This is a genomic window from Siphonobacter sp. BAB-5405, assembly GCF_002872335.1.
Taxonomy (GTDB): Bacteria; Bacteroidota; Bacteroidia; order Cytophagales; family Spirosomataceae; genus Siphonobacter.
On record NZ_NJAG01000141.1, the window covers coordinates 1 to 852 of the forward strand.

General features: G+C 48.4%; 2 protein-coding genes. Both read left to right on the plus strand.

Annotated features, from left to right (window positions below; translation table 11 throughout):
* Positions 1-124: 124 nt before the first annotated feature.
* Positions 125-268 carry an SDR family NAD(P)-dependent oxidoreductase gene (locus tag BWI97_RS29425; RefSeq protein ID WP_199182130.1) on the plus strand — a complete coding sequence of 48 codons (144 nt, stop codon included), beginning with the start codon at positions 125-127 and terminating at the stop codon, positions 266-268.
* Positions 211-852: SDR family NAD(P)-dependent oxidoreductase (locus tag BWI97_RS26615; protein ID WP_199182131.1), on the plus strand; the 642-nt coding region annotated here is incomplete at its 3' end. The genes BWI97_RS29425 and BWI97_RS26615, both read left to right, overlap by 58 nt.

Genomic DNA, 852 nt, shown 5'->3' on the forward strand with positions numbered 1-852 from the left:
AATAAAAACTTTCTTTTTCATTTGTCTTGGTGCATCCTAGTTTCTCAAAGGAAACTACTTTCTAAAGGGAAACTCATACCCCAGGTAAAGTTGGCTCATTTATCTTTGTCAAAAAAGAAAGCTCATGAAAATAGATTTGACGCAGAAAGTGGCCGTCGTTACTGGTAGCTCTAAGGGTATTGGTGCTGCCATTGCCAAGGAACTTGCCTCTTGTGGGGCAATTGTCATTGTAACTATCGTTCGGCGGCAAGCGATGCAGAAGGCGTAGTTAGTGCCATCCGCGAGGCAGGCGGACAGGCCATTGCCCTTCAGGCTGATATGGCCCGACATGCTGATATTATTAATTTGTTCAAACAGGTCAAGGAGCAGTTTGGTAAGTTAGATGTGCTGGTGAATAATGCTGCCACCGCCCGATTCGGGCCCATCGAAGCGGTTACGGAGGATGATTTCCTGGAACAGTACCGGGTCAATGTATTAGGTCCCATACTGACGATCCAGGAGTCGTTAAAGTATTTTCCCCAAACAGGAGGCAGCATTGTCAACGTTAGTTCAGTAGGCGGACAGAATCCGGGACCATACACCAGTCTTTATACCTCATCGAAGGCGGCCCTGAACGCCTTAACCGTTTCTCTATCCAGAGAATTGGTGAACCGCCACATTCGGGTCAATACGGTGGCACCGGGCCCAACTGATACTGAAGGATCAAGGACACTGGGACTGGTAGGCAGTGCTATGGAAGAAGGTATGCTTGCGGCTATACCAATGGGTAGATTTGGCAAACCGGAAGAAATAGCCCCAGCAGTTGCATTCCTGGCATCAGAGAACGCGGGCTGGATCACGGGTGAAAAGTTA

What these genes read in the sequence shown, in the direction of transcription:
- BWI97_RS29425 (WP_199182130.1), top strand. Translation starts at nt 125, where the DNA reads ATGAAAATAGATTTGACGCAGAAAGTGGCCGTCGTTACTGGTAGCTCT.